Origin of the sequence: Limosilactobacillus mucosae (assembly GCF_046939755.1) — a bacterium.
Taxonomy (GTDB): Bacteria; Bacillota; Bacilli; order Lactobacillales; family Lactobacillaceae; genus Limosilactobacillus; species Limosilactobacillus mucosae_A.
The window spans coordinates 1-324 of record NZ_JBKZAY010000113.1 but is presented as its reverse complement, the minus strand read 5'-3'; the positions used below and the strand labels follow the sequence as shown (position 1 = coordinate 324).

Below are 324 nucleotides of genomic sequence, written 5' to 3'. Positions count from 1 at the left end.
TGTCAAGGGCAATTAAAAATTGTACAGAAATGGCAATTTGAAAATGTACAATTATGGCAGTTTAAGATGGCGATCTATGATTAGTCGCCGATTTCAATCTATATGACTTGCCTGCAATTTTAATGATATGTGACTTATAGACCAGGCGATCCAAAATGGTTTCTGCCGCGGCCGGATTATGTAGAATTTCTCCCCATCCAGATAGTGGTACGTTAGTCGTGATGATTGTTGAATGCTGCTCATACCGATTGTTAACGAGTTGAAACAATAAGTTCGCATCATCTGGTTTCATTGGTAAATAGCCAATCTCATCGATGATTAACA

At 38.3% G+C, this 324-nt stretch carries 1 protein-coding gene; it reads right to left on the bottom strand.

All coding sequences use genetic code 11. The annotated features are described in order from the left end of the window. Positions 1–61: 61 nt before the first annotated feature. The coding region (locus tag ACLUWI_RS10420) for an ATP-binding protein (RefSeq protein WP_412147251.1) at positions 62–324 on the bottom strand (263 nt) is incomplete at its 5' end.